The following is a 26,090-nucleotide window of genomic DNA, read 5'->3' as shown; positions in this document are numbered from 1 at the left end:
GTGATCCTCGTCACTTAAGGGGCTCTCGGCTTGGTTGCTTAGGTTTGGCTAACCTACAGTTTTTCGTAGTGAGCATGCCCTAACTTCCCCGCTCACAGGGGGCTAGGGTTCCCAAACCTTCCTTGCAGAAAGCAGCCCCGATGAAGATCCGCAACAACGCGCTGGCAGGTATCGCACTTGCCGCCACCGCCGCGCTCGGCCTGGCCGCCTGTGGCTCCGGCACCTCCACATCCCCCAGCAGCAGCGCAGCCGCTGACGCCAAGATCTCCGGCGAGATGACGGTCTACAACGCGCAGCATGAGTCCCTGACCAAGGAGTGGGTGGACGCCTTCACCGCAGAAACCGGCGTCAAGGTCACCATGCGCCAGGGCTCGGACACCGAGATGTCCAACCAGATCATCCAGGAAGGCCAGGCCTCCCCCGCTGACGTCTTCCTCACCGAGAACTCCCCGGCCATGGCCCAGGTTGAAAACGCCGGACTCTTCGCCGACGTCGACCAGGCCACTATCGACCAGGTGCCCGCCGAATTCCGCCCCTCCACCAACAAGTGGACCGGCATCGCAGCCCGCTCCACCGTGCTGGTCTACGACAAGGCCAAGTTCACCGAGGACCAGTTGCCCAAGTCCATGCTGGACCTGGCCAACCCGGAGTGGAAGGGCAAGTGGGCGGCCTCGCCGTCAGGTGCCGACTTCCAGGCGATCGTCTCCGCCCTGCTGGAACTCAAGGGCGAAGCCGCCACCGAGGAATGGCTGAGCGGCATGAAGGAAAACTCCAAGGCTTACAAGGGCAACAGCACGGCCATGAAGGCGGTCAACGCCGGGGAAGTCGACGCCGCGCTGATCTACCACTACTACTACTACGGCGACCAGGCCAAGACCGGCGAGAACTCCAAGAACGTCGCCCCGCACTACTTCAAGAACCAGGATCCGGGCGCCTTCGTGTCCGTCTCCGGCGGCGGCGTGCTGAACTCCTCGAAGAACGCGGCGGCGGCCCAGGCCTTCGTCAAGTTCATCACCGGCAAGAAGGGCCAGGAAGTCCTGCAGAAGGGCGACTCATTCGAGTACGCCATCGCCTCGGATGTCCCGGCCAACGAGAAGCTCGTCCCGCTGGCGGAACTGCAGGCACCCACCGTGGATCCGGCCAAGCTCAACTCCGCAAAGGTCTCCGAGCTGATGACCAAGGCAGGACTGCTGTAACCACGTGACAACCAAGCTGGCGGCCCCCGGGACATCAGGAGGCACGACGACGGCGGGCAGGGGCAAGCGCCCCCGCCCGCCTTTCGGCGTTTCCGTAATTGCGGTCCTGGCGGTCCTGATCGCCCTCTTCGCGCTGATTCCCCTGGGCTATGTCATCGTCATGACGGTGGCCACCGGGTGGGACACCGCCGTAGACCTGATCTTCCGGGAACGCGTCGCCGAGCTGCTGCTCAACACGGTGCTGCTGATGCTGGTCACCGTGCCGCTGTGCCTCATCCTCGGTGTCGGCGGCGCCTGGCTGGTGGAACGCACCCAGCTCAAAGGGCATAAGTGGTGGGCCGTGCTGCTCGCGGCCCCGCTGGCCATCCCCGCGTTCGTCAACAGCTACGCCTGGGTCTCCGCGGTGCCCTCGCTCGAGGGTCTGTGGTCCGGCGTGCTGATCGCCACGCTGTCCTATTTCCCGCTCGTCTACATCCCGGCGGCCGCCACGCTCAGCCGGCTGGACCCGGCCATCGAACAGTCCGCGGCGTCCCTGGGCCTCGGCGCCTGGCGCGCCTTCTTCCGTGTGGTGCTGCCGCAGCTGCGGATCGCAATGACCGGCGGTGCGCTGCTGGTGTCCCTGCACCTGCTGGCCGAATACGGTGCCTTCGCGATGATCCGTTTCGACACCTTCACCACCGCGATCATGGTGCAGTACCAGTCCACCTTCAACGGCACGGCCGGGAACATGCTGGCCAGTGTGCTCGTGTTTATCTGCCTGATCCTGCTGCTGGTTGAAGTGCGCAGCCGCGGCAGTGCCCGGTACGCCAGGATCGGCTCCGGCGCCCAGGCCCGCGCGCTGCGGCTTCCGCTGCACGCCTACCAGCTCCCGGCCCAGCTGTTCCTGGTCGCGCTCACCTTGCTGGCCTTCGGCCTGCCACTGACCTTCGTGCTGCGCTGGATCTTCTCCGGAGGCCCGGAAATCTGGGCCGCGGACGAGTTCCTGCCGGCCCTGCTGCAGACCCTGATGTACGGCCTCGCCGGCGCCCTGGCCACCACCGTCGTCGCCTTCCCGATGGCCTACCTGGCCGTGCGGCACCCCAGCTGGTTCAGCAAGGCCCTGGAGCTGTCGAACTACATCACGAGCTCCATGCCGGGGATCGTGGTGGGCCTGGCTTTCGTGACGGTCAGCATCAAGGCAGCGCCCAGCCTCTACCAGACCTCCGCGCTGCTGATCGCGGCCTACGTGCTGTTGTTCCTTCCGCGCGCACTGGTCAACATCCGTTCCGGCCTCGCCCAGGCGCCGAAGGAACTCGACGAGGCCGCCCAGGCGCTCGGCAAGCCGCCCCTGCTGGCCTTCCTCCGGGTCACGCTGCGGCTCACCGCCCCGGCCGCAGCAGGCGGGGCCGCGCTGGTGTTCCTGGCGATCGTGAACGAACTGACGGCGACGCTGCTGCTCTCCCCCAACGGCACCCGGACGCTTGCCACCGAGTTCTGGAGCAAGAGCAGCGAAATCGACTACGCCGGCGCCGCCCCTTATGCCCTGCTGATGATCCTGATTTCGGCACCGATGACCTACCTCCTCTTCCAGCAGTCCAAGAAAGCAGCGGGACAGTGACCGAACACAGCCCTTCCCGGCTCCCGGAACCGCGGATCGCCGCGTCCGTGGCCACCAGCACCAACACCCACCTGGAGATCAATGCCGTCACCAAGAACTTCGGTTCCCAGGCGGTCCTCCAGGGGGTCAACCTGTCGGTCGCGAAAGGCGGCACGACGGCGATCGTGGGACCCTCGGGCTCCGGCAAGACCACGCTGCTGCGGCTGATCGCCGGTTTTGAGCACCCCGACACCGGGAGCATTTCGCTCGACGGCGCCAAGGTGGCCGGTGACGGCGTCTGGGTTCCGGCGCACAAGCGCCATGTCGGCTACGTGGCGCAGGACGGCGCCCTCTTCCCGCACCTGAGCGTCGGGCAGAACATCTCCTTCGGACTCGACTCCGCCAGGCTCACCGGCGGACATCGCGGCGTTAAGGCGCGGGTGGCCGAACTGCTGGAAATGGTCTCCCTGGACCCTGCCATGGCCAGGCGGCGCCCGCACCAGCTCTCCGGCGGGCAGCAGCAGCGGGTGGCCCTGGCCCGGGCCCTCGCCCGCGAGCCGGAGCTGATGCTGCTGGACGAACCGTTCTCCGCCCTGGACGCGGGCCTGCGGGTGGCCACCCGGCGGGCCGTCGGCAAGGTGCTGCAGGACGCCGGTGTCACGACCATCCTGGTCACCCACGACCAGGGCGAGGCGCTGTCCTTCGCGGACCAGGTGGCGGTGATGCGCGGCGGGCGGCTGGCGCAGATCGGCAACCCGTTTATCGTCTACACCCGCCCCGCGGACCGCGCCACGGCGGAATTCCTGGGCGACGCCGTCATCCTCGATGCCTGGATGGAAGGATCCCTCGCCACCTGTTCGCTGGGCGGCATCCCCGTGCGCCGGCCGCCGGCACAGGGCCGGGTCCAGCTCATGCTGCGCCCGGAACAGATCCGGATCGCCGAGGACGGCCCGATCCGCGGCGTGGTGGTGGACACCGATTACTTCGGCCCCGAAACCACCGTCCGGCTCAAGCTCGCCGTCCCGCCCGTTCTCGCGGCAGGCGCCGTGGCGGACCACCGCTACCCCGGCGGCGGTGAGATCATCACCATCCGGCACTGGAACGCCTCGATCGCCCGCCCGGGGACCGAGCTCTGCCTGCGGGTCGTCGGCGAAGCCGTGGCCTTCCCGGTGGAAGACCTCCCGCCGGCCTAGCTGCGGCGATCGTCAGGGCGCGGGCGGGCGTTTGGCCTGCGGGTACGGCGTTTCGTGCCGGGCGAGCATCTCGACGAATCCCGCGATCTTCTTCGCCCGGGTGGCGGCCTGTTTAACCCCGTTGGTGCGGTAGATCAGGGCGTACCTGTTCACCGAGGTCAGGACTTCGAACATCGCCTGCGCGCGCGGCTCGGCCGCGATGGCCGCGGCCAGGTCTTCGGGCACCTCCGCCGTCGCCGCGCCCGAGTAGGCGGTTTCCCAGCGGCCGTCCGCCTTGGCGCTTTCGACGGCGGCGCGGCCGGCCGGAGCCATCCTGCCCGCGGCCTCGAGGCGGCCGATCCGCTCCACGTTCCGGGCGGACCAGACACTTATCGGTCCCCGGCGGGTCATCCGCTGGAAGGAACTCCCCTCGTCGCGGCGGCGTCCCTGGCCGTCGATCCAGCCGAAACACAGCGCCTCCTGCAGGGCGGCCTCGTAGTCCAGCTCCGTGACGGCACCGCCCTTCTTGTGCAGCACCAGCCACACACCGGGACTCTCCGCGTGGTGCTGTTCCAGCCAGGCACGCCACTCGGCCGCGTCCTTTACCAGCAGCTCCTCGAGTTCATCAGCCATGGCACCATTGTGCCCGGCACTCACCAAATCGGTGCTTTGGTGGCACGATATCCCTGAGAGCTGGAATCCGTCTCACCCTGAGGAGCAACGATGCTGCGTGTCCGCCCGATCCACTTCACCTCCCGTTTTGATGAATGGGAGCGGCTGCTCACCGACCTGGGCATGGTCAAGACCGTTGACGAGCCCACCTGGCGGGAGTTCGACGCCGGCTCGGGCCGCCTCGCCCTCCATTTCACCGAGGAGGGCTCCGCGGAGGACGGCACCACGTCCTTCGGCGTCGAGGTGGGTGACCTTCCGGAATTCGCCCGCCGCACCACAGAAGCCGGCGCGGCCGCCGGGACCAGCGCCGCCGGGACCACCGCCGAACTCGTCGACGCGGACCGCGGCCCCTCCTGCCGCGTCACCGCCGCGGACGGATTCAGTTTCCTGGCGGACCCGGCCAAGCACGCCGCCGACGGCAGCTGGGGCGGAGCGGCGGAAGCGGACCCGGGCGTCGCCGTCGTCGTCGTCTGGTTCTCCGAGGACGCGGTGGCGGCGGCGAGAACCCTTCGCGACATCGGCGCCCTGCCCCGCCCGATTCCGGGCGGGGACGCCGACACCGCCGAATCGGAAGCGTTCACGGCGAAGAACGGCGGGATCCTGATGGTCGGCGCAGGCACAGGCGCCGCGAGCGCCGGACTCGGTTTCGAATACACCGGGGACCTGGACGCCTTGCGTGAACGGCTTGTCGAGGCCGGACACGAGGCTGCGGTCATCGAGGAAGCAGCCGTGCCCACCCTGCATGTGGCCAACCCCGATGCAGACGGTGTAGCGGCCCATCCGCCCCTCTGGATTTCCGCGGCACCGGCTTTGGGGTGAGTGCGACCACGCCCTGGCCGCGGGGATGGGGTAGAACTTAACCATGAACGTTCGCACTCCTGACCCGAACCCCGGCTGGCTCTCCGAAGATGATTTGTTCGAGGCACGCGGCCGGCTGCCCATGGTCTACGTCGAGGCCGTCCCGGTCCGGCTGGATCCGCTCGGGTTTGTGAACGAGGTTGGCACGCTCCTGCAGGCCGACGCGGACGGCAACATGATCCGCTCGCTGGTGTCCGGCCGGGTGCTGTACCGGGAGACCATCCGTGCGGCCCTGCTGCGCCACATGGAGAAGGACCTCGGCCCGCTCGCGTTTCCGCAGCTGCCGATCAGCCCGGTGCCCTTCACCGTGGCCGAGTACTTCCCTGCCCCGTCCCACACCGGTTTCACCGATGACCGGCAGCACGCCGTCGCCCTGGCCTACATCATCCCTGTCACCGGCGAATGCTCACCGCGCCAGGACGCCCTGGAGCTGACCTGGATGACCCCGCAGGAAGTCATGAGCTCGGATGTCCAGCTGGAATTCAACGGCGGCCGCGGTGCCCTGATCCGACAGGCCCTGGCCTTCGCCGGCGTCGGGAACTGACAAGCACCGGGCCGGCCGCACTATTGCCCGGGACGCCCGGGGGTGGGGCTGCGTCCCCGACTTCCAGCGCGCGCCTTTGTAGACTGTAGGGCGGACCGCAAAAGAATTTAAGGACTCCCGATGACCCACCCCCCAGCCGCCCCGAACTACATCGAACAGCAGGCTGGCTCTCTGCAGAGCGGTGATCATCTGCTCCTGCCCGATGGCAACCGTTCCGCTGAGATCCAGCGCGTCGACGTCGAAACCGACGATTTTGGCACCCCCGCCGTGGTCCTGGCGACCCTCACCGGCGGCGGCGGACTCCGGATCGCGGCCGCCTCCACGGTCATGATTCTGGGAGCGCCTGCCCAGGCTGAGGAAACCGCGTCCGGGGACGCCGCCTCCCCGTTGCAGCTCGTCCAGGCCGCCCCCGAGGATGCCGGCGTCCAGAGCGGATCCGGCGGGCAGGACAGGGGCGGGGAGAGCCCCGACGGCGCCGCAGCGCCCGCCGCCGTCGTTCCTCCCCTGCCGCCCGCGCCGCCCGCGGTGAGCGGTCCCAGCGACGAGGAGCTGGCGCTGATCCCCGCCCTCAAGGGCACTCCCGAGTCCGTGGTGCAGGCGGCGGCGGAGGCACACCCGGACTCGGCGGGAGTGCTGCTGCTCAGCGAACGGCTGGCCAAGGGCATCAACACGAAGTCCGGCAGCTGCCTCAAGGACCTCAGTGACCTGGCGCAGGAGCTGTTCATCATCCTCAAGGACGCCGAAAACGCCCTCGCCGTTGCCGACCTGCTCAACGTGCTGCCCTTCGACGGCAACCGGGGCCGCTGGGCCTCGGTGGAGTCCTCCCTCGCCCTGTCCAGCTACATCTGCCGCCAGCTCGGGCAGGAGGAGCGGGCCGCCGTCTACGAGAAGTTCCTCCGCACCCCCGATGGCATGGAGACGGACCCGTTCAAGGCGCGGATCAACGCCAAGGTCCGCCAGCGTTCGCTGAACGAACCAAACCTGTACGACAAGGAAATCTTCCGGGCGATGGACAACTCGAATCCGGAGGCGGAACGCGAGTGGCGGATCCTGCGGCTTGAGGCGCTGCTGTTCCTGCGCGCCCATGGCGGATCGGAAACCATCGGCGCCCCGGAACTGGACCGCCGGATCGGCAACGAGCTCGAGTCCGTCCGTTCCTGAGTCGTTTGGCCCCTACCCCCTCGCGGCCCGGCGTTGTAGATTCACCCCATGACGAACAATCTGAGCGTTGTGATCAACTCCGACGCGCAGCAGGTTTGGACAATGCTGCGCGAGCCCGCCAAGGTTGCCCAGTGGCACGGCTGGCAAGCCGACGACCAGGCGGCCGAGATCCAGGAGATCTACTTCAGCCCCAACGTGGTCGAAGGCGCCGACCACACCTCCCTGGTGGTCGACGGCGGGGACGTTTTCACCCTGAAACCGGTCCCGACCGGCACGGAAGTCAGCGTCACGCGGGCCGCCGTGGACCATAATTCCGAGTGGGCGGCCTGGGACGAGGACATCACCCAGGGCTGGCTCACCTTCCTCCAGCAGCTGCGTTTCGCCCTCGAACGGCATCCGCACGGCAAGCGCCGGACCTTCTTCTTCTCCGTGCCGGGGGATGAGGGGTCCGCCATCGAGCAGCTGGGCCTCAGCGACGTCCCGAAGCCCGGCGAGCCGCACTCGCTCACCCTGGCCACGGGCGAGGAAATCTCCGGCAAGGTATGGTTCCGCAGCAACCACCAGGTGGGCCTGACGGTCCACCACTATGCGGAGCACGGCGACGGGCTGGTGATCGTGGCGGACCAGCCGGCCATCAAGGACATCAGGCCGCACGGCGGGTCCCTGGTCATCGTCTCCACCTACGACCTTGGCGCGCACCAGCTGGAGTCCATCCGCAGCTACTGGGACAAGTGGCGGGCTGAGAACTACCCCACATCCGATCCGCTGCACTAAGGGTTGGAGGCTGTTAGCTGGCACACTTGAACGGTGCCAGCCAATCCTGAATCCCCCGTGCCACCGCCCCTGCCGGCCCGGCAGTCCGAGTTTTCCTTCCGCGTGGGCAAGCGCCTGAGCGAGAGCTGCTCACCGACGGAGGCGCAGGTCAGCGCCAACGGCGGGGAGTTCCTCGGCCGCACCGGCACGATCACCACACCGCACGGGGAAATCCAGACCCCGGCGTTCATCGCCGTCGGCACCAAGGCCACGGTCAAGTCCGTCCTTCCGGAGTCTGTCGCCGAGCTGGGCGCGCAGGCCGTGCTGGCCAACGCCTACCACCTGTACCTGCAGCCCGGCGCGGACATCCTGGATGAGGCCGGCGGGCTGGGCACCTTCATGAACTGGCACGGCCCCACCTTCACCGACTCCGGCGGGTTCCAGGTGATGAGCCTGGGCTCGGGCTTCAAGAAGGTCATCGACATGAAATCGGTGGACCAGTCCGGACCCGACGACGCCGTCGCCCCCGGCAAGGAACGGCTGGCCCACGTGGACGAGGAGGGCGTGTGGTTCAAGAGCCACCTCAACGGCGACCGGCACCGCTTCAGCCCCGAGATCTCCATGAACGTCCAGCACCAGATCGGCGCGGACATCATGTTCGCCTTCGACGAGCTGACCACGCTGCAGAATTCCCGCGGCTACCAGGAGGAGTCCCTGGAACGCACCCGGCGGTGGGCCGAGCGCTGCATCACCGAGCACTTCCGGCTCACGTCCGAGCGCACGGGCAAGCCCTACCAGGCGCTCTTCGGGGTGATCCAGGGCGCCCAGTACGAGGACCTGCGCCGCAAAGCCTGCCGTGACCTCGGCGCGTTGAACTTCGACGGCTTCGGCATCGGCGGGGCCCTGGAGAAGGAAAACCTTGGCACGATCGTCCGCTGGTGCAACGAGGAGCTGCCGGAGAACAAGCCCCGGCACCTGCTGGGCATTTCCGAGCCGGACGATATCTTCACGGCGATCGAGAACGGCGCGGACACTTTCGACTGTGTGTCCCCCACGCGGGTGGCCCGCAATTCCGCGTTCTACCACCCCACCGGCCGTTACAACCTCTCCGGTGCCATGTACAAGCGCGACTTCGGCCCGCTGCAGGAAGGGTGCGACTGCTACGCCTGCCTGAACTATTCGCGGGCCTATATCCACCACCTGTTCAAGGCCAAGGAAATGGTCTCGGCAACGCTGATCTCGATCCACAACGAGCGCTTCGTGGTGAAGATGGTCGACGACGCCCGGCTCGCCATCGAGGCCGGCAACTTCTTCGAGTTCAGGGACGAGACCCTGGACCGGTACTACTTCTAGGTTCCGCCGGGCCTGGCCTGCCGTGGGGCGGCCGCTGTCGAATTCGCGGGAGGCATTCGTGTGCGCCGGAAGGTTCCCGCGCCCTGGGCGCTCTCCGGCTACCCCGGTTCCGGCGGGGGCGTGGACGAGACCTGCCGCACGCGCCGTCGTCCGTTCTGCCGGGGAGGGTGTCCGGGGGGCAGGGTGGCGGCGCATGCCCGCCACCCTGCCCCCGCGCCGTCAGTTCGTGAGGTGCAACGACGCCGAGAGTGCCGCGTCAGCGTCGCGCAGAACCTTGGCCGCCACCTGGAGGCCCTCGATCCGGCCCAGGGACACGTCCTCGTGCTCGATGTTGACGAGCATGTCCGGGTCCACCTCGTACAGCGCGCGCAGGAACTCGGTCCAGTAGGCGGTGTCGTGCCCGCGTCCCAGGGCCACGAAGTCCCACGCCGAGTCCTTGGGCCATTCGTTGGCCCACTCATCGCCGCCGAGATTGGTGCGGTTTTCTTCCGGGGAGAGCCGGCGGAAGCTGTTGTCCAGCACCCCGTAGAGCGCGGCGTTCGCGGTGTTGATGCGGACGTCCTTCGCGGCTGCCTGGAAGACCAGCGGACCGAGTTCGCGGACGACTGCGACCGGATCCATCTGCTGCCAGAACAGGTGCGAGGCATCCAGCTCGACGCCGACATGGGTTGCGCCGGTGAGTTCGATGAGCTTGTGGACGTCGGCGGTATTGAACACGATGTTCTGCGGGTGCAGTTCAAGGGCCACCTTCACGCCGTGGTCGGCGGCGAGGCGGTCGGTTTCCTTCCAGAAATCGGCCGCGATGCCCCACTGGTAGTCGAGCACATCCAGGGCGGCCGAGTTCCAGGCGTTGACGACCCAGTTGACCGTCGTGGCTCCGGGCTCGCCCCCGGGCAGGCCGGACATGGTCACCATCCGGTCCTGTCCCAGCCGCTGCGCCAGCCGGATGGAGCGGCGGATGTCCTCGGCATGTTTCTCGCCGATCTCACGCTTGGGGTGCAGCGGGTTGCCGTTGCAGTTCAGGCCGGCAATTGAGACCCCGGTCCCCTCGAAGATGGCGAGGTAGTCGTCGCGGGCAGCATCGCTTTCCAGGATCTGGTCCATGTCGGGGACGTGGACGGCGGGCAGGAACCCGCCCGTGTTGATTTCGATGCCGGTCAGCCCCAGGTCGGCGATGACCTTGAGGGCCTCCGGAAGGGGCCGGTCGTGCAGGATGGCGTTGTAGACACCGAGTTTCATAGCGTGATTTTCTTTCCGTTGTTGAGTGCGGATTCGGTGACCGCGCCGAGCAGTTCCATGTTGCGCACGCCCTCGTCGAAGGTGGCGCAGCGTGGCAGCGACTCCGCCTCGCTGAGGCCGGCGACTTCCTCGAGGAAGGCCCGGGCCTGGTAGCCGAAGGCGTCGTTCTGGCCGAATCCGACGCTGGGCGCGTCCATGGCCAGGCCGCCGGCGATGTAGGGGTGTCCCGGACCGAGGATGACCTGGCGGTAGCCGTTCTCGTTGGCCGGGCCGTCGTTGAGGAACAGTTCGATCTCCGCGGGGCGTCGCTGGTCAAACCTTGCGGCACCGTTCTCGCAGAAGACTTCGAAGATGAGGCTGTTGGCGTGCCCGGCCGCAACACGGGAGACCTCGAAGCCGCCGGCGCCGTTCTCGAATTCTGCCGAGAACACGGCGTAGTCGTCGTTTTCGACGGGTTCGAAGGTGTCACTGACGGCGGCGTGGTCATGGCCCATCACGGCGCCGAGCGGCAGCGGGCGCTTGTCGATCACCGTGCTGAGGCGTCCCCCGCTGATGGATTTGATGTCACCGCAGAGGAATTCGGCGACGTACGTCAGGTGGCTTCCGACGTCGGCCAGCGCACCCGATCCGGGGCCGCCCTTGTAGCGCCAACTCATGGGCGCCGAGGGGCTGAACCCGTAGTCCGTCCAGTAGCGGCCGCTGAAATGCAGGACTTTGCCCAGCACACCGGACCTGATGAGGTCACGGATGTACGCGATGCCCGGCGTGCGGCGGAAAGTGAACCCGATGCGTGCGATCGAGCTGGCGTTGCGGGCCGCCTCGGCCATGGCGCGGGCGTCCTCGATTGAGTCACTCAGCGGCTTTTCGCACAGCACGTGCTTGCCGGCGGCGAGCAGGCCTTCCACGACTTCGCGGTGCAGGGAGTTCGCGATCACAACGCTCACGACGTCGATGTCATCGGCCGCCGCGATCGCCTGCCACGAGGTGTCATTGCGTTCGTAGCCAAAGCGCTTCGCGGCGAGGGAGCCGAACTCGGCGTTGACGTCGCCGATGGAGACCAGCCGGTTCGGCGGAAGAACCGGGCTGTAAAGCGCCGACGCCGTGCGGTATGCGGCCGCGTGGGCCTTGCCCGCCATCCCGGCGCCGATTACGGCGACTCCCAGACTGTCGGCCATCGATTTCTCCTTTGAAATTGGCCAGGCCCACGGCCCGACGCGATAAAATTGGAGCGCTACAAAAGCTTGCGCTGAAATAAAGCCTAACTATGTAAATATGTCCTGTCAATGGTTGGCGGACTATCCTCGGATGGAACATGAAAGGCTCTGCAGATGACGCTGAACACCGCCAGGAAACGCCGCCCGACGATCTATGACGTCGCCCAGAGCGCCGGCGTGTCGCCGTCACTGGTCTCACTCGTGCTGCAAAACCCGTCAAAGGTCAGCGAGAAGCGCCGGACGGCCGTCCGGGCGGCCATGTCGGAGCTGGGATACCGGCCCAGCCGTGCAGCCACAACGCTCGCCAGCAGCCAGACGAAAAGCATCGGGCTCGTCATCGACGACTTCCGGAACCTCTGGTTCGTGGACCTCCTGCGCGGCATGGAGTCGGCACTCTCACCCCATGGCTACCAGGTCACCCTCGCGGATTCACGCCCTGGCGAGAACCGCATCACGGAGGCCACGGACGGCCTGCTGTCCATGCATGTGGAGGGCCTGGTCATCGCCGCCGAGCCGAGTGAGTCGATGATGGCCGGGACCTGGGTTCCCGCCGTCGTCGCCGGCTGGCGGAACGGCGTCCCGGCCGGCGCTGGCCTCATCACGAATGACGACGACGCCGGCGGGCGGATGGCCGCAGACCACCTGCTGGGGCTCGGCCACACCAGCATCGGACATCTCTCGGGCTCCGGCGGCGCCGCGGCCCACCGGCGTGAAGGCTTCCGCAGCCGCGTCCTGGAGGCCGGTGTCGAAGTCCGGATTGCCGGTGAGTCCCGGGGGACCTCCGAGGAGGACGGCTACGCTGCCGCCTGCGGGATTCTCGACCGATTCCCGGACACAACGGCCCTGTTCGCAGCCAACGACACCATGGCACTGGGGGCCCTTGCCGCGGCGACGGCACGCGGGTTGTCCGTCCCGGCAGACCTCTCCGTGATCGGCTACGACAACTCCCAGTTGGCCAAGTCGCGGTATCTGGACATGTCGTCCGTGGACAACCGCAGCGACATAGTCGGCGTGGATGTCGCCAACACCCTGCTGGCGCGAATCCAGGACCCCACCCTCGAGCCTGAGCGCAGGCTGATCCGGCCCGCCCTCGTCGTCCGCGGCACCACGGCGCGAATTTCCGGCTGACCGAGCCCGCCGCCGGCGCAATGCGGCACCCGCCCCGCCCCGCCAGACCTGCCCGTCACCGTCTAAGTCGCGGGAAAATCCCGCAGGAGCCGGAAGCTTACGGCGACGCCAGGCCGGTCCGGCGATCTCGCGCATTTCCACATAGCGACGGCGGACTCTGCCCCCCGATTCCTCGGCAGACCATGCTGGTGGCATGACGCACTACCACCCACTCGAGCTGCCAACGACGGGCAACCTCTGGCGCACAGAACAACTGCTCGACCTCGGCTACGGCCCGCGGGCCATCCACTCGCTCCTGGATTCGGGTGCCCTCGTCCGGCTGCGGCACGGCTGCTACTTCCGCGCCAGCCTCTGGCATGCGCAGTCCCCGTCCGCACGGAGCAGGCAACTCATCTACGCGCATGCCCACGGAACGCGCACGAGGTCGACAGGCAGCTTCCTGTACAGCCACACCTCCGCGGCGCGCCTCCGCCGCCTCTTTCTCTGGGATGTGGATGACGCCATCCACATCCTCCAGAAGGTGCGGCCGTCCAACGAACGCCACGGCAGGGACGTCCGCTGCCACACCCGCGCCTTCGCCGAACACGACGTCGCCTTCGTGAACGGCCTTCGAACGACATCTCTGGAGCGCACGGTTGCCGACTGCGCCATGATGCTGCGCTACAGACAGGCACTGATCCTCACGGACCATGCGCTACGCCTCGGCGCGGACCCAGCCGCCCTGCAGGCCATGGCTGATGCCCTGGACGGGAGGCGGGGAATCCGGATATTCCGCCGCGTCCTCGCAACGGCCGATCCACGGTCAGAGTCCCCCGGCGAGACCCTGACCCGCGAGCTGATCTTTCGTCTGAAGATCAAGGCGCCCCAGCCGCAGTTTGAGGTGTCGAGCCGGGCCGGGAAGCATCGCCTGGACTTCGCGTGGAAGGAGGAGAAAGTCGCTCTCGAATTCGACGGCAAGACCAAGTACTTCGACTACAAGCCCACAGCCGATGTGCTCTTCGAGGAACGGCGCCGGGAGAAAGCCCTGACCGAGGACGGCTGGCTCTTCGTCCGCGTCGAGTGGAAGGACCTCTTCCGAGAGCAGGAGTTCAAGAACCGCCTACTTCGCGCCCTGGCCGCCCGTCCCGGACCCTGAGCCGCGAAATCGCCCGAAAGTCTTGGACTCGCCGTTTCGTTACGGCGACGTCGATAGTGACCCGCTGATAGGGCACCGGCGAGGGCACCGGCGAGGGCACCGGCGAGGGCACCGGCGAGGGCACCGGCGAGGGCACCGGCGAGGGGCACCGGCGAGGGCACCGGCGAGGGGCACCGGCGAGGGGCACCGGCGAGGGCACCGGCGAGGGGCACCGGCGAGGGCACCGGCGAGGGCACCGGCGGCAGCCTACGCCCCGTAGCTGGGTTCGCGCTTCTTGATCCAGCCGATCGCACCCGCGGTCACCGGCACGAAGAGGAACTCCACGAGTGTCTTGTAAAGGAAGCCCACGACGACATAGTTCACAAAGGTAGCGGCGTCGGAAATCCCGATCACGGAGGCCGCGATGCTGCAGAAGATCAGGGTGTCCACTAATTCTCCGGCGACTGAGGAACTCATGATGCGCGCCCAGAGGGACTTCTCCCCCGCGCGCGCCTTCATCTTCACAAGGATCCAGGCGTTGATGGTCTGCCCGGCCAGGAACGCCAGCAGGGAGGCGAGCACGATCTGCGGGACCGGGCCCAGCGCGCCTTCCAGCGCGGTCTGCTTAGCGATGCCGAAGTCGTCGTCGAAGCCCGGCAGGGCGATGATGATCCAGTAGCAGAGGGACGCGAAGACCGAGAGTGCGAAGGTGGTGACGATGGCCTTGCGTGCCACCGCAAAGCCGTAAACCTCGCTGATGACGTCGCCGATTATGTACGCCAGCGGGAAAAGGAAGAAGCCGCCGTCGGTGATGATCGGGCCGATCGCCACGCCCTTGGACGCTCCGATGTTGGAGAGGATCAGCACCACGGCCATAACGGCCAGCAGGATGCCGAAGTAGGGGGAACCGATCGAGGCGAACTTCGGCGGCGCGGCGGCCGGGAAAGTCTTGGCGGAAGTCATGGGTGTTCCATTCGTAGTGGTTCGCCTGGTGCCCGGGTCCTCGGGAGAGGTCATAGGGCAGCCGGCTGTATTAGCACTGGATGGCTCCTGGCGGGCTGGCCGCCGGAACCGCCTTCCATTCTCTCACCCCGGCGACTGCCGCGGCCCGGACAAGGACGACGGCGGGCCGCCGGCTGCCGGACCAAAGTCCAGTGCCGGCAACCCGCCGCCGCAGGCGCCGCCGTTTCGCGGTTTCCGTGCCGGCTCGGCGCTTCCTCACGCACAGCCTGCACTGACCCGCGAGCGGCCCGCGGACCTAGCGGCGCGAGGCGTCGACCAGTTCCTTGTCGTCGTCCCGGGCGCCGTCGCCGGGCACCGCTGTAGAGTCCGTTGGCTCCCAGGCGTGCCCCTGTTCGTGGTCCAGGTGGGTCGACTTCTTGTTCTTCAGCGCGAAGATGTAGACCACCAGAGAGATAGAAATGGCCACGGTGACGTAGGTGAAGAACAGGTCCACACGTTCGGCTTTCTGGAACGCTGCCCCGATCAGCGGGACCGTTCCGCCAAAGAGCGAGTTGGCGATCGCGTAGCCGAGGCCGACGCCGAGGGCCCGGATGGAGGCCGGGAACAGCTCGGCCTTCACCAGGGCGTTGATCGAGGTATAGCCGCCGACGATCAGCAGGCCACCCATCATCAGCAGGAATGCCGTAAAGGGATCCTTGGTACCGGCCAGGGTGGAGAGCAGCGGCCAGGTGAACAGGACGCCGGTGATGCCGAACCAGATCAAGAGCGGCTTGCGGCCGACCTTGTCGGAGATAATGCCGTAGACCGGCTGAAGCAGCATGAAGATGAACAACGCCCAGAAGTTGATCACGGAGGTTTCGGTCTTCGCGATGCCGGAGGTATCGTTCATGAACTTCAGGATGAAGTTGGTGTACGTGTAGAACGCAACGGTGCCGCCCAGGGTAACGCCGATGCAGATCAGCAGCGGCTTCCAGTGCTGGGTGAACAGCAGCTTCATGGTGCCCGGCTGGGCCACGCCAGCCACGGCCGGAACCTTGGCAGCCTCGACCTGCTCCGCGGACACGGTTTCCTCCATCGAGCGCCGCAGCCACAGCACCACCAGGGCAGCGACGCCGCCGATCGCGAACGGGATGCGCCAGCCCCACTCAGTGAGGGTGGACTTGTCCATGGTGTTCTGCAGGATAACGAGGACCAGCAGGGCCAGCATCTGGCCGCCGATCAGCGTGACGTACTGGAAGCTGGAGAAGAAGCCGCGGCGTTTGGAGGTGGCGGCCTCGGACATGTACGTTGCGCTGGTGCCGTATTCGCCGCCCACGGAGAAGCCCTGGATCAGCCGCACCAGGACGAGCAGGAACAGGGCCCACACGCCGATCTGCTGCGTCGTCGGCAGGATGGCGATGGCGAAGGATCCAGCGGACATCATCGTCACGCTTAGGGTCAACGCGGCCTTGCGTCCCTTGCGGTCGGCGTAGCGGCCGAAGAACCAGGCCCCGACCGGTCGCATCAGGAACGAGGTCGAGAAGACGGCCATGGCCTCAAGGCCCGCCTGCAGCTCGTCCTTGGAATTGAAGAAGTGCGACTGGAAATAGGCCGCAAAGACCGTGTAGACGTAGAGGTCATACCATTCCACGAGGTTGCCGGCAGAGCCTTTGAGAATGTTGCTTACGGCTTTTCTCGTCTGTGCCGATTCGGACAGCTGGGTGCTCATCAATGAACCTTCCTGGATCCGGCGCCGCAAGAAAGCAACGCCGTCCGCCACCATATTCCTCGTGTTCCGGAACACTCTGCTTGTGTTCATACTGTTCATGAGCACAGTGCTGGCGGTTTCCGGTGGATGGCAGGATGGGACCATGACTTTCACCGCCGTTGCCTCCACCGCCCGGGCCGCTTCCGACCCCGCCACTCCCGCCGTCGCCCTGACCATCGCCGGATCCGAAGCGACCGGCGGCGCCGGCGCGCAGGCTGACCTAAAGACCTTCCAGGAATTGGGCGTCTTCGGCATCGCCAACCTGACGTGCATCGTTTCCTTCGATCCACAGGACAACTGGAACCACCGCTTCGTTCCGATCGACCAGCAGGTCATCGCCGACCAGCTTGAGGCGACGACGGCGGCCTACGGCCCGGCATCCGGCGCACCGTCCATGCTGGACACCGTGAAGATCGGCATGCTGGGCAGCCCGGCGACGATTTCGACGGTCGCCAAGGCGCTGGCCGCCGCTGCCTTCACCAACGTGGTGCTGGATCCGGTGCTGATCTGCAAGGGCCAGGAACCGGGTCACGCCTTGGACACGGACCAGGCCCTCAAGGCGCAAATCCTGCCGCTTGCCACGGTTGTCACACCGAACCACTTCGAGGCCGAGTCCCTCTCCGGCCTGGAAATCACCGACCTCGAGTCGCTCAAGGCCGCAGCCGTCCGCATCCACGAACTCAGTGGCGCCGCGGTCCTCGCCAAGGGCGGAGTGCGTCTGGCCGGGCCCGACGCCGTCGACGTCTACTATGACGGCGAGACGCTGGAAGTCCTGTCCGCCCCGAAGGTGGGCGAAGTGGCTGTGTCCGGCGCCGGCTGCTCCCTGGCCGCAGCCGTGACGGCGGAACTGGCCAAGGGCGCGTCACCGCTGGAGGCCGCGCGCAGCGCCAAGGCGTTTGTGACCGCGGGGATCCGGAACCGGGTGGCCTCGGGAGCGCCGTTCGACGCGCTCTGGCAGGGCGGTCCGCGCTAACGTCCGCCGCCCGGCACAGCGGGTTCGCCGGGGGCGCCGGACAACGTCGGGGTCGCCGGGACTTTTCGGCGACCCGAGGAGTTTCCCGCTACCCCGGAAACGCAGGCTCAGGGTCCGGCCGCACGGGGTTCGGACACCCGGCCCATAAAAAGGGGCAGCCCGGTCTCGACGTGGACTATTTCATACTGGAACGGCCGGTCGAAACGGATCACGTTCATCGGCGCCACACCGCTGACGGCCTGCGCGTTGATCTGTGTGACGGCCGCGGCAATCGTGCCCTTTTCCGCCACTGTGATGGTGGCGGACTGTCCGGCCTGTCGGATCTTGAGTCCGCGCTGGATTGAGTCGAAGCCCGTCGCGGTTTGGAGCATTTCCTGCAGGCCCAGGGCCGCGAAGACCTTGCGTAGCTCAAAATTGCTCTTCTGCTCCCACCTCGGCAGGTAGAGCTGCGTCGGCGCCGGGGCCACGGAGCCTAGGGCCCGGGCAGCGTCGGCGGCGTCCCGCGCTCCGGGCCCGGAAGTCCCGGAATCCGGCAGCACGAGCCGCATCACAAAGCCGTCGGCATAGGGCAGGTCCACCGCCTGCCAGCCTGCACCCCGGGCAAAGGCGAGATCCTGAACGACCGACATGGTGGGGACGGCAACCTGCCGGCCGTCCGCCGTCGTGAATGGCAGCTCGGCGGTGTCTGCCGGGTCGAAGGGGATCTTCCAGGCCGAGGCGAAGTACACCGCATTGATCAGGCTGAAGGTGTTTTCGCGGTCGTATTGCGCCGGTGCCTTTTTGATCCGTCCGCCGGTGTTCTTGGTGACCCAGGCGTCGATCGCGGGGCGGGTGGCGGCCTCATCCTGGAAGTCCACCGGGTACACACCGGTCCCGTAATACCGGGCAAGGGACTGCAAATAACCGTCGCCGGTGGGCACGCCCTGGTCCACGAACAGGCCGTTGGCGCTGTGCAGGACCGGCCGGCGGGGAGGGTTCTTTTCGTCGACCGAGCCAGGGTCGCCGTCGAAGGTTTCCAGGGATGCCAGCAGCGCATTCAGGGCCTCGTCACGGTGCTCCGCGGGGAGGCCCAGAACGCTGTCCATCTCGGCAGCCGTTCCGCCGGATGCTCCTGCCCTCAGCATGGCCAGGGCAATCAGCAGGCTGCCCGGGGAGGAAACCACATTTCCGCCGCCGGCGTCCCCGCCGTCTGCCAGAAGCACGGCGCCCAGCTTCCGCGCCGACGCCCGGAGCTGAGCCTGCTCGGCCGGATAGGCGGACCGTTCCGTCGAAACGCGTTCGACGCCGCCGGCCTTCAACAGCGCAGGCGGCGAGACTGAGCAGGCCGTCAATGCCAGCGCCGTGGCCGCCGCCGCTGCAATAAGCCGTGCCAAAGGCTTGTGTTTCATTGCGCCCCCAAGGCCGCTCAACGGTCACGGTGGAAACGGCGGTGATCCGCCTACGGCCAGTCAACCAGCGGGTCGGGAATAACGCGACCACGCGGGGGTCACGATTTGCCCTTCATTTGGAACCATCCGTCCAGTTCGCCGGAAGACGTCCCGTTCGCAGCGACGTCCCCGCGAACCGAGGAGTTTCCGGCTACGTCGAAGTGGGTCCTCAGCGCCGCGGGATGTTGCGGAGGTTGCTGCGGGCCATGCTGACGGCCTCACCGGCTCCCCGGTTGAGGACCACCCTGGACATCGCCGTGGCGAACCCAAGGACCTGGGCGCCTTTGATCTTCGGCGGGAGGGAGAGCGCGTTAGGGTCGGTGATCAGTTCCACCAGGGAGGGTCCCGGATGGGCGAAAGCTTCCCGGTAGGCGGCCTCGACCCGGGTCGGGTCCGTGACGCGGACGGCGTGGAATCCCAGGGCCCTGGCCACCGCGGCATAGTTGGCGTCGGGCACGTCGACGCCGAAGTCCGGGAGCCCGTCCACCAGCATCTCCAGCTTGACCATGCCCAGGGTGGAGTTATTGAATACGACCACGTTGACCGGGAGCCGGTGCGCGGCAACCGTAATCAGCTCCCCCAGCAGCATCGACAAGCCGCCGTCGCCCGATACGGACACCACCTGGCGCCCGGGGTAGGCAAGCTGGGCGCCAATCGCATGCGGAAGCGCGTTCGCCATGGAACCGTGCAGGTAGGAGCCGATCAGCCGGCGGGTGCCGAGCGGGTTGATGTACCGGGCGGTCCAGACATTGCACATGCCGGTATCAGCGGTAAAGATCGCGTCCTTCGCCGCCGTCTGGTCCAGCAACGATGCCGCATATTCGGGGTGGATCGGCACTTTCGTTTCCACTTTGCGCGTGTAGGCGCCGACGGCTTTGTTCATCAGCCGGTCATGCTTCTTGAGCATCGCATCGAGGAAGCGGCGGTTCTTCTTCGGCTTCAACAAGGGCATCAGCGCCGCAAGGGTCGGCAGCACGTCGCCGTGGACCGCGACGTCGACGTCGGTCCGCCGGCCCAGTTTCTGGGCAGCCCGGTCCACCTGCGCCGTGCGGGTTGCCGGGAGGAACCGGTCGTAGGGGAAGTCGGTGCCGAGCAGGATCAGCAGGTCCGCATCCTCGATCCCCTCGGCCGCGGCGCCGTAGCCCAGCAGCCCGGTCATGCCGATGTCGTAGGGGTTGTCATACTGCATGAAGTCTTTGCCGCGGAGCGAATGCCCGATCGGAGCTTTGACGGCTTCCGCCAGGGCAATGACCTCGTCGTGGGCGCCCTGGACACCGGCACCGGCAAAGATCGCCACTTTGTCCGCAGCGTTGATAGCCTCGGCCAGTTCCCGGACACTCTGTGCAGCCGGCAGCAGGCTGGCAGGCACAAACGCTGCCGGCAGAGGGGCCTCGGCCGTCGCTTCCAGTCCGGCAATGTCACCGGGGAGGGTGACGACGGCGACGCCCCGCAAGGCGACGGCGTGCTGGATCGCACTGTGCATGACCCGGGGCGCCTGTTCGGCGGTGCTGATCAGCTCGGAATACACCGAACACTCGTTGAAGAGCCGATCCGGATGCGTCTCCTGGAAGAAGCTGCTGCCAATTTGTTTGCTGGGGATATGCGAGGCAATGGCCAGCACCGGGGCGCCGGAGCGGTTGGCGTCATAAAGCCCGTTGATCAGGTGCAGATTTCCTGGACCGCAGGAGCCGGCGCAGACCGCCAGACGGCCGGTCAGCTGGGCCTCCGCCGCCGCCGCGAACGCGGCGGCCTCTTCATGGCGGACATGAATCCAGTCGATCCCGCCTTTGACGGCACCGCCCGTTTTCCGGACGGCGTCGACCAGCGGGTTCAGGCTGTCGCCAACAATCCCGTAGATGCGCTGCACACCGGCGGCTTGAAGTTGTTCGATGAGCTGGGTTGCAAGTTCCTTGGCCATGGCTGGGCGCTCCTGCCGTCGAATCCATTAGCTGACACGGCCAATATAGTCCGACCACCCGGGCAGAAACTGAGGGAGCGTCCCGCCCAAATCCGCCACAGCTGAGGGAGCGTCCCGGCCAAACCCGCCACAGCTGAGGGAGCGTCCCGCCCAAACCCGCCACAGCTGAGGGAGCGTCAGCTGCCCGAATGCGCCTGCAGGAACGAGTAGACCTCGGTCTCGTCCACGCCGGGGAAGGCGCCCGGCGGCATCGCGGCGAGGAGGTGCGAATGGGCCCGGGCCGAGGGCCAGGCGTTACCGGCCCACTCCGAGGTCAGCGCCGCCGGCGGGCGCCGGCAGCAGCTTTCGTCCGGGCAGGTCGACTTGGACCGTTCCGTGGTGTCGCGGCCGCGGAACCACTTCACCTGCGCATAGGGAACGCCCACGGACAAGGAAAATTCGCCGTTGGCGGAGCGCTCGGTCCGGGCCGTGCACCAGAAGGTCCCTGCCGGGGTGTCGGTGTACTGGTTGTAGGCGCTGAACTTGTCCGGCACGTCGAACACCACGCGGGACGTCCAGTTCTTGCAGGAGGGCTGGCCCTCGATGGCGCCGGTGTGGTCCTGCGGGAACGTCACACCGTCGTTCTCATAGGCCTTGTAGATGATGCCGCTCTTGTGGGTCTTCTGGAAGTGCGTCTTCAGGTCCAGGTGCTGGGTGGCGAGGTTGGTGAAGCGGTGCGCGGCGGTCTCATACGAGACGGCAAAGGCGTCGCGGATGTCCTCGACCGCGATTTCCTTGGCCTGCTTGGCCTTCTGCAGGAAATCCACCGTGGCCTGCTCCGGCAGCAGGAGCGCGGCGGCGAAGTAGTTCGTGGCCACCCGCTGCATCAGGAAGTCACCGTAGTTTGTGGGCGTCTGGTGTCCCAGCACGTAGTGGCCCAGGGCCTGCAACAGCACCGAACGCGGGTCGTGGTCGCTGCGAGCGTTCTGGGTGAGATAAATCCGGCGGTTCTTAAGGTCAGTCACCGAGCGGGTGGAGTGCGGCAGGTCACCGACGTGGTGGAGGCTGAACCCGAGGTGCCCGGCGATGTCCGCGATCACGTGATGGGACAGGGGGCCGCTGGTGTGCCCCACGGAGGCGAGGACCTTTTGCGCCTCCGCCTCGTACTCCGGGAAGTAGTTGTTCCGTTCGCGCATCATGGCGCGCAGTTCCCCGTTCGCGCGGCGGGCCTCCTCCGGGGTCGCGACCTGCTCGTTCAGCCGGCGTTCCAGCTCGTGCTGCAGCCCCACCATGGACTCCAGCACGTCCATCGGGAGCCGCGAACTGATACGGATCTTGGGCAGATTGAGGGACTCGTAGATGGGGCTGCGCTGGTAGCGTTCCAGCTCGATTTCCAGGGCGGCGCGCCGGTTGGGCGGCTCCGCGCCGAGCAGCTCGTCGATGCTGACGCCAAGGGCCGCGGCGAGCTGCTGGAGCAGGCCGAGCTTGGGCTCGCGCTTGCCGTTCTCGATCAGGCTCAGCTGGCTGGGGGCCGTTCCCACCGTGGCGCTCAGGTCATCGAGGGTGAGCCCGGCGGCCTTGCGGAGGTGGCGGACGCGGCGGCCCATGCTGATGACGTCCACTTCCGGGACGGCAGGCGAGGCGGCGGAGGCGGGACGGTTCCAACTGGCGGGGTGCATTTCTTGAGAATACGCGAAGAAGTGCATTTCTTTCCAGTCTTTTGGTCTAGAAAACCCCTTGGAAATACAGAAAAGTAGGTCTTACGGAAAAGTTACACCGCACCGGATCAGCCAGAGGCACTGCGAGGAAGCAGTGCAGCCGGCCCGGGGCCCCACTAAGGAGACAAAGATGACTGCAGCATTTGAGCCCACCCAGACGCCCGAACAGCAGGCCACCGCCCTGGAGCTCGAGTGGACTGCCAACCCTCGCTGGGAAGGTGTCACCCGGGACTACAAGGCCTCCGACGTCGTCCGCCTCCGCGGCCGTGTCTCCGAGGAGCACACCCTGGCCCGCCGCGGCTCGGAGAAGCTGTGGAAGCAGCTCACCTCTGAGCACAAGGAAGGCAAGTACACCAACGCTCTCGGCGCCCTGACCGGCAACCAGGCCGTGCAGCAGGTCAAGGCCGGCCTCCGCGCCATCTACCTCTCCGGCTGGCAGGTGGCCGCCGACGCCAACAACTCCGGCCACACCTACCCGGACCAGTCCCTCTACCCGGCCAACTCGGTTCCGACCGTGGTCCGCCGCATCAACAACGCGCTGCTCCGCGCCGACCAGATTGAGTTCTCCGAAGGCGTCCAGACCGTCGAGGACTGGATGGTCCCGATCGTCGCCGACGCAGAGGCCGGCTTCGGCGGCCCGCTGAACGCCTACGAGCTGATGAAGTCAATGATCCAGGCCGGCGCCTCGGGCGTGCACTGGGAAGACCAGCTCGCCTCGGAGAAGAAGTGCGGCCACCTCGGCGGCAAGGTCCTGATCCCCACCCAGCAGCACGTCCGCACCCTGAACGCCGCCCGCCTGGCAGCCGACGTCGCGGGCACCCCGTCCGTCATCATCGCCCGCACCGACGCCGAGGCCGCCACCCTGATCACCTCCGACGTCGACGAGCGCGACCAGGAATTCGTTACCGGCGAGCGCACCCCGGAGGGCTTCTACAAGGTCCGCAACGGGATCGAACCCTGCATCGCCCGGGCCAAGGCCTACGCCCCGTACTCCGACCTCATCTGGATGGAAACGGGCACCCCGGACCTGGAACTGGCCCGCAAGTTCGCGGAATCCGTCAAGGCCGACTTCCCGGACCAGATGCTCTCCTACAACTGCTCGCCGTCGTTCAACTGGAAGAAGCACCTCGACGACGCCACGATCGCCAAGTTCCAGCGCGAACTCGGCGCCATGGGCTTCACCTTCCAGTTCATCACCCTGGCTGGCTTCCACGCCCTGAACTACTCGATGTTCGACCTTGCCCACGGCTACGCCCGTGAAGGCATGAGCGCCTACGTCGAGCTGCAGGAAAAGGAATTCGCCTCCGAATCCCGCGGCTACACCGCGACCAAGCACCAGCGCGAAGTCGGCACCGGCTACTTCGACGACATCGCAACCGCGCTCAACCCGAACGCATCCACCCTGGCCCTGGTGGGATCCACCGAAGAAGGCCAGTTCCACTAATCCCAGCTTTTCCCGCCAGTTGCCCTATCACTTTTGGTCCCCTTCGGCCTCCCTTGGAGACCAAAAGTGATAGGGCAACAGCGGACATTCAAGGAGCAACTCCCATGAACAGCTTCACTGACGACTACACCATCAACGGGGTTACGTTGACCGCCCAGCCCATCTGCCGGCAGAGCGAGGTCCTGACGCCGGACGCGCTGGCATTTGTTGCCAAGCTGCACAAGGCAACCAAGGGACGGCGGCTGGAGCTGTTGCAGGCCCGCCGGGACCGACGCCAGCAGATCGGCAAGGGCCAGGACCCGCGGTTCCTCCGCGAGACCGAGTCCGTCCGGAACGACCCGAGCTGGCGCGTCGCTCCCCCGGCTCCGGGCCTGACGGACCGTCGCGTGGAGATCACCGGTCCGGTGGACAAGAAGATGGCCATCAACGCGCTGAACTCAGGCGCCAAGGTGTGGCTCGCGGACATGGAAGACGCCTCCACTCCGACTTGGCGCAACGTCATCCAGGGGCAGCTCAACCTCACCGACGCCCTCGAGCGCCGGATCGACTTCACCACCCCCGAGGGCAAGGAATACAAGCTCCGCCCCGCCGAGGAGCTGCCCACAATTGTGGTCCGGCCCCGCGGCTTGCACCTTCCGGAAAAGCACATGCTCGTTGACGGCACCCCGATCGCCGGCGGCATCGTCGACTTCGGACTGTACTTCTTCCACAACGCCCGCCGCCTGATCGCCCAGGGCAAGGGCCCGTACTTTTACCTGCCGAAGATCGAGAACCACCTCGAAGCCCGCCTGTGGAACGACATCTTCGTTCTCGCCCAGGACCTGCTCGGCATCCCGCAGGGCACCATCCGCGCCACCGTGCTGATCGAAACCATCACAGCCGCATTCGAAATGGAGGAGATCCTCTACGAACTGCGCGACCACGCCGCGGGCCTGAACGCCGGCCGCTGGGACTACATCTTCTCGCTGATCAAGAACTTCCGCACCCGCGGCCCGCGCTTCGTCCTGCCGGACCGCAGCCAGGTCACCATGACCCAGCCGTTCATGCGCGCCTACACCGAACAAATGGTCCGGGCCTGCCACAAGCGCGGCGCCATGGCGATCGGCGGAATGGCCGCAGCCGTCCCCAACCGCAAGGACGCCGAGGCCAACGCGATCGCCATCGAGAAGGTCCGGGCCGACAAGACCCGCGACGCCGCCGACGGATTCGACGGTTCCTGGGTGGCCCACCCGGACCTGGTTCCGGTCTGCCGCGAGGTGTTCGACGGTGTCCTCGGGGACCGTCCGAACCAGCTGGACCGCCTCCGCGAGGACGTCACCCCGGATGACCGCGCACTGCTCGACATCGCCTCCACCACCGGCACCATCACCGAGCAGGGCATCCGGAACAACATCGAGGTCGGCATCCGCTACATCGAGTCCTGGCTCCGCGGCAATGGCGCCGTCACCATCCACAACCTGATGGAGGACGCCGCCACCGCGGAAATCTCCCGCTCGCAGCTGTGGCAGTGGATCTTCTCCCGCGCCATCACGGACAAGGGCGACGTCATCACCCGCGAATGGGTCGAGGACATGCTGGACGAGGAGTTCGCCAGGCTCGAACGCTTCGAAGGTGACCGCTTCGCCGATTCGCGGGACATCTTCGAGGAAGTCACCCTCACCGCGTCGTTCCCCGCCTTCCTGACACTTCCGGCCTACGACCGGTTCCTGCACGAAGCGCGCGACGGCGTCGATGTCCCCAGCGACGATCCCGCGCTCGTCCCCGCCTAAGCCCGGTACAGAAACACACCGGAAGGCACAGATTTCCGTCTGCTGGGCTGCCATGCCCTTCGCAACAGGCACCCCCGAGATCCGGGGCGGTGGCCCAGCGACGGAAGACCCCGTGAGGGAATCGACAACGGCGTCGAGATGAGAGTTAAGGCCCATGTTCCTCGTGAACATG

General features: G+C 66.8%; 21 protein-coding genes. 13 read left to right on the top strand and 8 right to left on the bottom strand.

All coding sequences use genetic code 11. From position 1 onward, the window contains the following. Positions 1-140: 140 nt before the first annotated feature. Genes ASPU41_RS08635 through ASPU41_RS08625 form a run of 3 tightly spaced genes read left to right on the top strand, consistent with a single transcriptional unit; the run spans position 141 to position 3,965 of the window. A complete protein-coding gene (locus tag ASPU41_RS08635; RefSeq protein WP_069950579.1) occupies positions 141-1,196 on the top strand; it encodes an iron ABC transporter substrate-binding protein in 1,056 nt (351 codons plus the stop codon). Positions 1,197-1,200: 4 nt separating this feature from the next. Continuing rightward, positions 1,201-2,793 (top strand): ABC transporter permease, encoded by a 1,593-nt coding sequence (locus tag ASPU41_RS08630; protein WP_197515801.1) that lies wholly within the window; start codon positions 1,201-1,203, stop codon positions 2,791-2,793. Continuing rightward, positions 2,790-3,965, top strand: coding sequence for an ABC transporter ATP-binding protein (locus ASPU41_RS08625; RefSeq protein WP_197515800.1), 1,176 nt, complete (start codon positions 2,790-2,792; stop codon positions 3,963-3,965). The genes ASPU41_RS08630 and ASPU41_RS08625 overlap by 4 nt, the downstream gene beginning before the upstream one ends. Positions 3,966-3,977: 12 nt before the next feature. Here ASPU41_RS08625 and ASPU41_RS08620 read toward each other — a convergent pair whose 3' ends face one another. Next, positions 3,978-4,577: a YdeI/OmpD-associated family protein gene (locus ASPU41_RS08620; RefSeq protein ID WP_069950578.1), complete on the bottom strand. Its 600-nt coding sequence runs from the start codon at positions 4,575-4,577 to the stop codon at positions 3,978-3,980. 90 nt (positions 4,578-4,667) lie between these two features. On the opposite strand from ASPU41_RS08620, the gene ASPU41_RS08615 reads away from it, so the two are divergent. The 5 genes from ASPU41_RS08615 (at position 4,668) to tgt (ending at position 9,285) form a co-directional block, all read left to right on the top strand. Continuing rightward, positions 4,668-5,435 carry a hypothetical protein gene (locus tag ASPU41_RS08615; RefSeq protein ID WP_069950577.1) on the top strand — a complete coding sequence of 256 codons (768 nt, stop codon included), beginning with the start codon at positions 4,668-4,670 and terminating at the stop codon, positions 5,433-5,435. A gap of 43 nt (positions 5,436-5,478) precedes the next feature. After that, positions 5,479-6,018 carry an NUDIX hydrolase family protein gene (locus ASPU41_RS08610; RefSeq protein WP_069950576.1) on the top strand — a complete coding sequence of 180 codons (540 nt, stop codon included), beginning with the start codon at positions 5,479-5,481 and terminating at the stop codon, positions 6,016-6,018. Positions 6,019-6,138: 120 nt separating this feature from the next. Further along, positions 6,139-7,179: a DUF6707 family protein gene (locus ASPU41_RS08605; protein WP_069950575.1), complete on the top strand. Its 1,041-nt coding sequence runs from the start codon at positions 6,139-6,141 to the stop codon at positions 7,177-7,179. A gap of 48 nt (positions 7,180-7,227) precedes the next feature. Further along, positions 7,228-7,953, top strand: coding sequence for a hypothetical protein (locus ASPU41_RS08600; RefSeq protein WP_069950574.1), 726 nt, complete (start codon positions 7,228-7,230; stop codon positions 7,951-7,953). A 33-nt stretch (positions 7,954-7,986) separates the two neighbouring features. After that, on the top strand, positions 7,987-9,285 hold the full coding sequence (gene tgt / locus ASPU41_RS08595) for a tRNA guanosine(34) transglycosylase Tgt (protein ID WP_069950573.1): 1,299 nt from the start codon (positions 7,987-7,989) through the stop codon (positions 9,283-9,285). Positions 9,286-9,504: 219 nt separating this feature from the next. On the opposite strand, the gene ASPU41_RS08590 is transcribed toward tgt, so the two are convergent. Then, positions 9,505-10,524, bottom strand: a complete 1,020-nt coding sequence (locus tag ASPU41_RS08590) for a sugar phosphate isomerase/epimerase family protein (RefSeq protein ID WP_069950572.1) — start codon at positions 10,522-10,524, stop codon at positions 9,505-9,507. After that, positions 10,521-11,699, bottom strand: coding sequence for a Gfo/Idh/MocA family protein (locus ASPU41_RS08585; protein ID WP_069950571.1), 1,179 nt, complete (start codon positions 11,697-11,699; stop codon positions 10,521-10,523). The genes ASPU41_RS08590 and ASPU41_RS08585 overlap by 4 nt, the downstream gene beginning before the upstream one ends. A 153-nt stretch (positions 11,700-11,852) precedes the next feature. Here ASPU41_RS08585 and ASPU41_RS08580 point away from each other — a divergent pair, with 153 nt between their 5' ends. Further along, complete coding sequence (locus ASPU41_RS08580) at positions 11,853-12,866, top strand: LacI family DNA-binding transcriptional regulator (RefSeq protein WP_069950570.1); 1,014 nt, start codon at positions 11,853-11,855, stop codon at positions 12,864-12,866. A 193-nt stretch (positions 12,867-13,059) separates the two neighbouring features. Continuing rightward, positions 13,060-14,001, top strand: a complete 942-nt coding sequence (locus ASPU41_RS08575; protein WP_069950569.1) for a type IV toxin-antitoxin system AbiEi family antitoxin domain-containing protein — start codon at positions 13,060-13,062, stop codon at positions 13,999-14,001. Between the two features lie 246 nt (positions 14,002-14,247). Here the strand turns inward: ASPU41_RS08575 and ASPU41_RS08570 are convergent, their stop codons facing one another. Beyond that, positions 14,248-14,943, bottom strand: a complete 696-nt coding sequence (locus tag ASPU41_RS08570) for a queuosine precursor transporter (protein ID WP_069950568.1) — start codon at positions 14,941-14,943, stop codon at positions 14,248-14,250. A 295-nt stretch (positions 14,944-15,238) separates the two neighbouring features. Continuing rightward, positions 15,239-16,651 carry an MFS transporter gene (locus tag ASPU41_RS08565; RefSeq protein WP_069950567.1) on the bottom strand — a complete coding sequence of 471 codons (1,413 nt, stop codon included), beginning with the start codon at positions 16,649-16,651 and terminating at the stop codon, positions 15,239-15,241. 142 nt (positions 16,652-16,793) lie between these two features. Between ASPU41_RS08565 and ASPU41_RS08560 the strand changes: the two genes are divergently transcribed. Beyond that, positions 16,794-17,663, top strand: a complete 870-nt coding sequence (locus ASPU41_RS08560; RefSeq protein WP_069952575.1) for a hydroxymethylpyrimidine/phosphomethylpyrimidine kinase — start codon at positions 16,794-16,796, stop codon at positions 17,661-17,663. 107 nt (positions 17,664-17,770) lie between these two features. Here the strand turns inward: ASPU41_RS08560 and ASPU41_RS08555 are convergent, their stop codons facing one another. The 3 genes from ASPU41_RS08555 to ASPU41_RS08545 all read right to left on the bottom strand — a co-directional run bounded on the left by ASPU41_RS08555 (position 17,771) and on the right by ASPU41_RS08545 (position 22,693). Then, entirely contained in the window at positions 17,771-19,051 is a 1,281-nt protein-coding gene (locus ASPU41_RS08555) for a serpin family protein (RefSeq protein WP_069950566.1), read from the bottom strand. 208 nt (positions 19,052-19,259) lie between these two features. Beyond that, the gene (locus tag ASPU41_RS08550; protein WP_069950565.1) at positions 19,260-21,008 is read right to left on the bottom strand and encodes a pyruvate dehydrogenase; all 1,749 of its coding nucleotides are present in this window, start codon (positions 21,006-21,008) and stop codon (positions 19,260-19,262) included. Positions 21,009-21,184: 176 nt separating this feature from the next. Then, positions 21,185-22,693, bottom strand: coding sequence for a helix-turn-helix transcriptional regulator (locus ASPU41_RS08545; protein WP_069950564.1), 1,509 nt, complete (start codon positions 22,691-22,693; stop codon positions 21,185-21,187). Between the two features lie 142 nt (positions 22,694-22,835). On the opposite strand from ASPU41_RS08545, the gene aceA reads away from it, so the two are divergent. Together aceA and aceB are read left to right on the top strand one after the other, a co-directional pair. Next, the gene (aceA, locus tag ASPU41_RS08540; RefSeq protein WP_069950563.1) at positions 22,836-24,149 is read left to right on the top strand and encodes an isocitrate lyase; all 1,314 of its coding nucleotides are present in this window, start codon (positions 22,836-22,838) and stop codon (positions 24,147-24,149) included. Positions 24,150-24,253: 104 nt separating this feature from the next. Beyond that, positions 24,254-25,918, top strand: coding sequence for a malate synthase A (aceB, locus tag ASPU41_RS08535; RefSeq protein ID WP_069950562.1), 1,665 nt, complete (start codon positions 24,254-24,256; stop codon positions 25,916-25,918). The last annotated feature ends 172 nt before the right edge of the window (positions 25,919-26,090 follow it).

It is taken from the genome of Arthrobacter sp. U41, assembly GCF_001750145.1.
GTDB lineage: Bacteria > Actinomycetota > Actinomycetes > Actinomycetales > Micrococcaceae > Arthrobacter.
The sequence above is the reverse complement of the archived record's forward strand: the minus strand, read 5'-3'. Positions and strand labels throughout refer to the sequence as shown.